Below are 8,006 nucleotides of genomic sequence, written 5' to 3'. Positions count from 1 at the left end.
GCCGCGAAGCCCGCCGCACCTGGCGACGACAACGCGCCCGCCTTGCTCCTGACGCCGACGTGCGCGACGTGCTCGACATCGACACCACCGACGACGCCGAGACCGACACCACCATCACCATCGGCACCTGGCGCTACGCCGGACGCGGCTACCTCGACAACTTCGACGCCGCCAAAGCCGTCATGTCCGCCACCCACGCCCGCATCCGCACCGCCAACCACTGACCCCTGCGCCGGGAAATCTTTCGGCTGCGAGGCCTCGCCGGCACTGCGTGCCGCCTGTGCTCACAGAAGATTTTCCGGCATCTGTCCCTGGACGTGCCCGAATCGGGAAGTGAGGAAGTCATGTCTGTTCGTGTGATCGACTTCGGCAGTCATCGTTGTTCGGAGTCGTCCGAGCGTGCCGTGTACACAGTCGCTGAGGTCGCCGAGATGCTGAATCTTGCGCTCGGCGGTACGTATGCCTTGGTGCGTGCGGGGGAGATACCTGCACGCAAGCTCGGTGGTCGGTGGGTGATTCCGAAGGCTGCGTTTCACGACTGGCTCAATGCGGTCACCGTCGAGCCTTCGGCGGGGTGGTCGTGATGGGTCATGTGGTCAAGACACCTGCCGGGACCTGGCGGGCGAACTGGCGTGATCCGGCTGGTCGGCAGCGCGCCAAGACGTTCCCCACCAAGCGGGAAGCATCGCGGTTCTTGGCTGAGGTCGAATCGACCAAGAGCCGGGGCCAGTACATCGACCCCCAGGCGGGGAAGACCCGGTTCGGAGATTTCGCCGCCCGCTGGGAAGCCGCCCGTGTGGTGGAGGCGACGACCTCGGCTGCGACTCGTTCGGCGCTTCGTGCTCGGCTGCTGCCGTACTGGGGCACGTGGCCGCTGGCAAGCATCGATCATCTGGCGGTGCAGGAATGGGTGAACAAGATTGCCGCCGAGCTCGCTCCGTCATCGGTGGCGTCGTTACACGGCAAGCTGTCCGCGATTCTCGGTGCTGCGGCGCGTGCTCGGCTGATCGCGGCGAACCCGTGTGAGGGCATCCGGCTACCTGCTGCGCGGAAAGCCGACCGCGATGGGCGCACGATCACCCGCGATGAGCTGGTGTCAAAGCTGTTGCCGGTCGTGCCGGAGTTCTACCGTGCCCTTCCGGCCACTGCTGCCGGTGCTGGTCTGCGCTGGGGCGAGTGTCTCGGTCTGCGCTGGTCCGACATCGATGTCGACGCAGGCGTGCTGCATGTGCGGCGAGTGGTGATCGAAGTCCGGGGCCGGGTGACGGTGAAGCCGTATCCCAAGACTCGCGCCGGTCGCCGTACGGTCCCGATGGCTGGGTTCCTCTCCGACGCGCTGCGCATCCACCGAAAGATCACCGGGGGAGGGGAGCAGACAGCGGTGTTCACCGGTCCCGATGGCGGTCACCTGTTGCGGGGGAACTTCCGCCGACGCATCTGGCGACCTTCGCTGGTGCGGGCCGGACTGCTCGGCAACCTCGCACCGACCGACGACGGGCAAGTCATCGCGACCTGGCCTACGTCCGACAGTGAGGACGCTCAGGCCGAGTTCGCCGCCGAGAACGCAGCCATCAAACACATCGTCGCGAACGCGCATGGCGGGCTACGGTTCCATGACCTACGGCACTGCTACGCGACGTGGCTAGTGTCCCGGAATTTGCCCGTGAACGTCGTTCAGACCGTGATGGGCCACGAGCAGGCGACCACGACCCTCAACCTGTACACGCACGCCTCAGCCGATCACTACGAACAGATTCGGCGCGCCCTGGATGCTGACGATCTGCTGACTGACAACCAGGGTGATGAGTGATGATCCATACGTTCGTGCTGGTGGGCCTACCTGGACTTGAACCAGGGACCTCTTCCTTATCAGGGAAGCGCTCTAACCGTCTGAGCTATAGGCCCGTAGACGCCCGAATCTGACCGGGCATGCCGAAGCAGATTACCGCACGGCCTGCCGCGAACCCAAACCCGGTACCGGGTTCGGTAGCGCCTGACTCAGTCGTCCTCGGCCAAGGTCAGTTCGAGCCCGCCGAGCAAGCTGGCGGAGAGGTTGTAGAGGAACGCGCCGAGGGTTGCCAACGCCGTCAGGAGGACGACGTCCACGACGGCGATGAGGGTGGTGAATCCGAGCACCCGCGACAGTTCCACGTACTGGTTGATGTCGATGCCGGCGTTGGTGTCCGAGGCGGTCATGTCCGTGACGATCTCGTCGACCGAGGAGAACACGCCCGCGGCGTCGAGTACGGACCACAACACGGCCACGGCGACGAACAACGTGATGCCCAGCGCCACCGACAGCAAGAACGCGGTCTTCATGACCGACCACGGGTCCACGCGCATCAGCCGCAGCCGCGCCTTGCGGATCCGGCCACCACGGCGCGTTGCAGCGGGGCGGGCCGGTTTCGCTTTCGCCTTCGGACTCTCGAACGGCACGGCGTCGATGCTGGCCTGCGTGTCGGCCGTCGCCTGACTGCTGGCCGCCCCGGATGACGGCGCTGCCGACGGGGCCGGGGCCGGCGGCGCCGACGGTGCCGTCAACGGCGGTGCAGCAGCGCCGGACGCGGCTGCCTCTCGGCGCTGTTTGGCCACCAGCGACGGCGGTGGGACCGGAGCCGTGGGCCGCTGAGTCTGCGCCTGCTGCGACGGTGTTCGCTCGGCTTGGGCTCCTTGGGCTCCTTGGGCGCTACCGGCGGAACTGCCGGCGGCGTTGCCGGCGCCCTGGGCACGGCTGGAGTTGTCGCCCTGCGCCTGCTTGGACCACGGGTTCGGCGTCGTGTCGTCGTCGTTGCGCGGCGTGGTGTCCTGGCGATTGCGGTTGTTCTTCGTGGCCACCCGTGCCGCGGCGGCGCCCCGTGGCTGCTGATCGCCCTCGTTCGGGGAGTTCGCCTGGCGACGGGTGTTCACCGCCGGATCGGGCGGCGACGGGCGCTGCTGAGATTCGCCCTGGCCACCGGAGCCCCCATTGGAGCTCTGCGGAGCGGGTGGCCGGCCGTTCGGCGTGTTCGTCCCCTTGCCCTTGCCGCCGTCGGACCCGGCGGCATCTTGGGCACGCAAGGCCGCCACCATCTCCGTAGCGATGGGCCCACTGGTCTTGGCCCCCCGGCCGGACGACGAGTCGTTCGTGCCCGGCCCGGGCGGGGGTACGTTCATGTTCCGTCCGCCCTGCTCGTTCGCAGGACGCCCGGTACCACCGCTGCTCGTCACGAGCCATCACCTTCCGCGTCGGTATCAGGACTGTCGTTCTCGGGCTCCACCACCGATTCGTCCTCCGCGTTGCGCGCGATCGCGACGATCGCGTCGTCCGGGTCGAGCGCAACGTATTTGACCCCCATGGTGTCACGTCCCTTGGCAGGAACGTCACGAACGGGACTCCGGGTCACCCCTCCGGACGCACGGATTGCCAGCACCTCGTCGTTCTCGTCCACGACCAACGCACCCACCAGCGAGCCGCGGTCGCCGTTGATTTTCATGGCCTTGATACCCAAACCACCTCGACCTTGAACGCGGTACTCCTCGACCGCGGTCCGTTTCGCATACCCACCATCTGTGACGGTGAACACGTACCAATCGGTTCCATCTCGGACTACGGACATCGAGAGTAGTTCGTCCCCTTCGCGGAACTTCATCCCGACCACACCACCGGTGGCACGGCCCATCGGCCGCAGTTGCTCGTCGGTGGCGGTGAAGCGGATGGCCTGGGCCTTGCGCGACACCAGCAGCAGGTCGTCGTCGGCGCTGACCAACTCCGCGCCGATCAGCTCGTCGTCCTCCTCGCGGAACAGAATCGCGATGACGCCGCCGCTCCGGCTGGAGTCGTACTCGGTGAGCCGGGTCTTCTTGATCATGCCGTGCTTCGTCGCCAGCACCAGGTACGGCGCCTGCTCGTAGTCGCGCAACGTCAGCACGCGGGCGATCTGTTCGTCCGGCTGGAAGGCCAGCAGGTTGGCGACGTGCTGGCCCTTGGCATCACGGGCGAGCTCGGGCAGCTGGTAGGCCTTGGCCCGGTACACGCGGCCGCGGTTGGTGAAGAACAAGATCCAGTGATGCGTCGTGGTGACGAAGAACTGGCTGACCACGTCGTCTTCACGCAGCTGGGCGCCGCGAACACCCTTACCGCCTCGCTTCTGCGAACGGTAGAGGTCGACCTTGGTGCGCTTGGCGTAGCCACCCCGGGTGATGGTGACCACGACCGGTTCCTCGGGGATGAGGTCCTCGGCGGTCAAGTCGCCCTCGGCCGGAACGATCCGGGTGAGTCGCTCGTCGCCGTACTTCTCGACGATCTCGTTCAGCTCGTCGCGGATGATGCCGCGCTTGCGCTCGTCGGAAGCGAGGATGTCCTCGAGGTCGGCGATGTCGGCGACCAGCGTGTCGTGCTCGTTCTGCAGTTCGTCTCGCGACAGCGCCGTGAGTCGCCGCAGCTGCATGTCGAGGATGGCCGTGGCCTGGATGTCGTCGATCTCGAGCAGCTGCATCAAGCCCTGGCGGGCTTCGTCGACGTCCTGCGACCGACGGATCAACGCGATGACCTCGTCGATCGCGTCGATCGCCTTGAGCAGACCGAGCACGATGTGCAGCCGCTCGCGCTTCTTGCGCAACCGGAACTCGGTACGGCGGCGGATGACCTCGACCTGGTGCGTCACCCAGTGCCGGACGAATCCGTCCAGCGACAGCGTGCGAGGGACGCCGTCGACCAGCGCCACCATGTTGCAGCCGAAGGTCTCTTGCAGCTGCGTGTGCTTGTAGAGATTGTTGCGGACGACCGTGGGTACGGCGTCGCGCTTGAGGATGACGACCAGGCGCATGCCGGTGCGCGACGACGAATCGTCGCGGAGGTCGGCGATGCCCGACACCTTGCCGGAATCGGCGAGCTCGGCGATCTTGCGGGTCAGCGCATCTGGGTTGACCTGGTACGGCAGCTCGGTGATGACCAGGCACGTTCGCCCGCGGCTGTCCTCTTCGACCTCGACGACGGCACGCATCGTGACCGACCCACGACCGGTGCGGTACGCCTGCTCGATGCCGCTTGTGCCGACGATGAGGCTCGCGGTGGGGAAGTCGGGTCCCTTGACCCGCTCGAGCAACGCCTCGAGCAGCTGCTCGTTGTCGGCCTCCGGGTTGTCGAGGAACCAGTTGACGCCGTCGGCCACCTCACGCAGGTTGTGCGGCGGGATGTTGGTGGCCATGCCGACCGCGATGCCACCAGAGCCGTTGACCAGCAGGTTGGGGAATCGGGCGGGCAGTACGTTCGGCTCGGCGCCGCGGTTGTCGTAGTTGGGGGAGAAGTCGACGGTGTCTTCGTCGATGTCGCGGACCATCTCCATGGCCAGCGGCGCCATCCGGCACTCGGTGTAGCGCATCGCCGCCTGGCGATCGTCCCCGCGCGAGCCGAAGTTGCCTTGGCCCTGCACCAGCGGATACCGCATCGACCACCACTGGCCCAGCCGGACCAGAGTGTCGTAGATCGCGGTGTCGCCGTGCGGGTGATAATTGCCCATGACGTCGCCCACGACGCGCGAGCACTTGGAGAAGCCCCGGTCGGGCCGATAGCCGCCGTCGAACATCGCGTAGAGAACCCGGCGGTGCACCGGCTTGAGGCCGTCGCGCACATCGGGCAGCGCCCGGCCGACGATGACGGTCATCGCGTAGTCGAGATAGCTGCGCTGCATCTCGACCTGCAGGTCGACCGGTTCGATGCGGCCCCTGGGCTCCACGACGCCGTCGGCTGCAGTGATGTCGTCAGTCACGTATCGATCCTCCAGGTGCGACACGGCGGCCGCACATCAATATGACGCGCGGGCGACCGCCCACGGTTGTCGTCATTCCCCGTATTCATGTCGTGTGTGGCCGGCGTCGAACCGCCACGACCGACGCACGCGAACGCAGTCGTGGCGGCCTCAGATGTCGAGGAACCGGACGTCGCGAGCGTTGCGCTGGATGAACTTGCGCCGGTTTTCGACGTCCTCGCCCATCAAGGTGCTGAAGATCTCGTCCGCTTGCGCGGCGTCGTCGAGCGTGACCTGCAGCAGCAGCCGTTGCTGAGGGTCCATCGTGGTCTCCCACAGCTCGTCGTCGTTCATCTCGCCGAGACCCTTGTACCGCTGGATGCCTTCGTCCTTCGGCAGTCGCTTGCCGGCCGCCAGCCCGGCCTCGACGAGTGCGTCGCGTTCGCGATCGGAGTAGACGTACTCCGCGGGCTGGTCCTTGCCGGCCCACTTGATCTTGTACAGTGGCGGCTGCGCCAGGAAGACGTGGCCGTGCTCGATGACCGGACGCATGAACCGGAACAGCAACGTGAGCAGCAGCGTCTGGATGTGCTTACCGTCGACGTCGGCGTCGGCCATCAGCACGATCTTGTGATAGCGCAGCCGGTTGATGTCGAACTCTTCGTGCACCCCAGTGCCCAGGGCGTTGATGATCGCCTGGACCTCCTGGTTCTGCAGGATCCGGTCGATCCGCGCCTTCTCGACGTTGAGGATCTTCCCCCGGATGGGCAGGATCGCCTGCACTCTGGGGTCGCGTCCTTGTTTCGCCGGGCCGCCCGCGGAGTCACCCTCGACGATGAACAGCTCGCACTCTTCGGGATTGGTGGACTGGCAGTCGGCCAGCTTGCCGGGCAGGCCGGCACCACCCATGAGGCCCTTGCGGCTTCGGGCGGCGTCTCGAGCCTTGCGTGCGGCCAACCGGGCCACGGCCGCGCTCTGCGCCTTGCGCGCGATCAGCTTGCCTTCGGTGGGATTCTGCTCGAACCAGGCGCCGAGCTGCTCGTTGACGACCCGCTGAACGAAGCTCTTCGCCTCGGTGTTGCCGAGCTTGGTCTTCGTCTGCCCCTCGAACTGCGGCTCAGCGAGCTTGATGCTGACGATGGCCGTGAGGCCTTCGCGGACGTCGTCACCGGTGAGATTCGGATCCTTCTCCTTGAGCACGCCCCAGTCGCGGGCGAACTTGTTCACCAGCCAGGTCAGCGACGCACGGAAGCCTTCCTCGTGCGTACCGCCCTCGTGAGTGTTGATGGTGTTGGCGAAGGTGTGGACCGACTCGCTGAACTGGTCGTTCCACTGCAGCGCCATCTCGAGGCTCATGGCCTGCCCGTCGCCGTCCTCGGACTCGGCCTCGAACGAGATGACGCTGCGGTGCACCGGCGTCTTGGAGCTGTTCAAGTGATTGACGTAGTCGACCAGGCCGTTGTCGTAGCGGTACTGGACTTCCCGCGGGCCGCTCGACGTCTCGACCGACTCGACGTCGTCTTCTGCACCCGGATCGGTGGCCTGTGGGCGCTCGTCGCGCAACGTGATGGCCAGGCCCTTGTTGAGGAACGCCATCTCACGCAACCGGGTGGAGAGGGTCTCGAAGTCGTATTCGGTCGTCTCGAAGATGTCGGGACTCGCCCAGAAGGTGGTGGACGTCCCAGTGCGGTCAGTGGGCTCGTGCCGCTGCAACGGCCCTTCGGGAACCCCCATTTGATACGACTGGGTCCACCGATAGCCATCCCGGTGGATCTCGACCTCGAGCCGACTGGACAGCGCGTTGACGACCGAGACACCCACACCGTGGAGTCCGCCGGAGACCTTGTAGCCGTTCCCGCCGAACTTGCCGCCGGCATGCAAGACCGTCATGACGACCTCGACGGCCGGCTTCTTCTCGATCGGATGCTCGTCGACCGGGATACCGCGGCCGTTGTCGACAACTCGGACACCGCCGTCGGCGAGCAAGGTGATGTCAATGCGATCGCACACTCCGGCCAGGGCTTCGTCAACTGAGTTGTCGACTACCTCACTGACCAGATGATGTAAACCTCGTTCGCCGGTGGAACCGATGTACATACCGGGGCGCTTGCGGACCGCCTCGAGACCTTCGAGGACGGTGATGGCGCTGGCGTCATAGGACGTGGTGTCGTCCGTCACGAACGGGGACCTTCCTGCCAGGAATCAGGCCGCCCCGGGCCACCTGAGGCCGCAGAGTGGCCCAGGAGACCGAGCGGCCTGGGTGGACGAGTCCAGTCTACC

Annotated in this window: 6 protein-coding genes and 1 tRNA gene; 3 read left to right on the top strand and 4 right to left on the bottom strand. The window is 66.3% G+C overall.

Going from position 1 to position 8,006, the window contains the following annotated elements; all coding sequences use genetic code 11:
* The 3 genes from M6444_RS18605 to M6444_RS18595 form a co-directional block, all read left to right on the top strand.
* Positions 1 to 224 (top strand): hypothetical protein (locus M6444_RS18605; protein ID WP_298330931.1); only part of this gene is annotated, 224 nt, incomplete at its 5' end.
* A gap of 120 nt (positions 225 to 344) precedes the next feature.
* Positions 345 to 584, top strand: a complete 240-nt coding sequence (locus tag M6444_RS18600; RefSeq protein WP_298330929.1) for a helix-turn-helix domain-containing protein — start codon at positions 345 to 347, stop codon at positions 582 to 584.
* Positions 584 to 1,810: a site-specific integrase gene (locus M6444_RS18595; protein WP_298330927.1), complete on the top strand. Its 1,227-nt coding sequence runs from the start codon at positions 584 to 586 to the stop codon at positions 1,808 to 1,810. Before M6444_RS18600 ends, M6444_RS18595 begins: the two co-directional genes overlap by 1 nt.
* An 18-nt stretch (positions 1,811 to 1,828) precedes the next feature.
* Here M6444_RS18595 and M6444_RS18590 read toward each other — a convergent pair.
* From M6444_RS18590 to gyrB, 4 genes are all read right to left on the bottom strand, one after another.
* A tRNA-Ile gene (locus tag M6444_RS18590) sits at positions 1,829 to 1,905 on the bottom strand.
* A 93-nt stretch (positions 1,906 to 1,998) separates the two neighbouring features.
* Entirely contained in the window at positions 1,999 to 3,153 is a 1,155-nt protein-coding gene (locus M6444_RS18585; RefSeq protein ID WP_298330925.1) for a DUF3566 domain-containing protein, read from the bottom strand.
* A 50-nt stretch (positions 3,154 to 3,203) separates the two neighbouring features.
* Entirely contained in the window at positions 3,204 to 5,747 is a 2,544-nt protein-coding gene (gyrA, locus tag M6444_RS18580; protein WP_298330922.1) for a DNA gyrase subunit A, read from the bottom strand.
* 150 nt (positions 5,748 to 5,897) lie between these two features.
* A complete protein-coding gene (gyrB, locus tag M6444_RS18575) occupies positions 5,898 to 7,904 on the bottom strand; it encodes a DNA topoisomerase (ATP-hydrolyzing) subunit B (protein WP_298330920.1) in 2,007 nt (668 codons plus the stop codon).
* Positions 7,905 to 8,006 lie beyond the last annotated feature (102 nt).

Source organism: Haloactinopolyspora sp., assembly GCF_027324685.1.
Classification (GTDB): domain Bacteria; phylum Actinomycetota; class Actinomycetes; order Jiangellales; family Jiangellaceae; genus Haloactinopolyspora.
Note: the sequence above shows the minus strand (reverse complement) of the source record. Positions and strands in the feature narration are given on the sequence as shown.

Coding starts and splice junctions, on each gene's coding strand:
- M6444_RS18600 (WP_298330929.1), top strand. CDS start 345: ATGTCTGTTCGTGTGATCGACTTCGGCAGTCATCGTTGTTCGGAGTCG.
- M6444_RS18595 (WP_298330927.1), top strand. CDS start 584: ATGGGTCATGTGGTCAAGACACCTGCCGGGACCTGGCGGGCGAACTGG.
- M6444_RS18585 (WP_298330925.1), bottom strand. CDS start 3,153: ATGAACGTACCCCCGCCCGGGCCGGGCACGAACGACTCGTCGTCCGGC.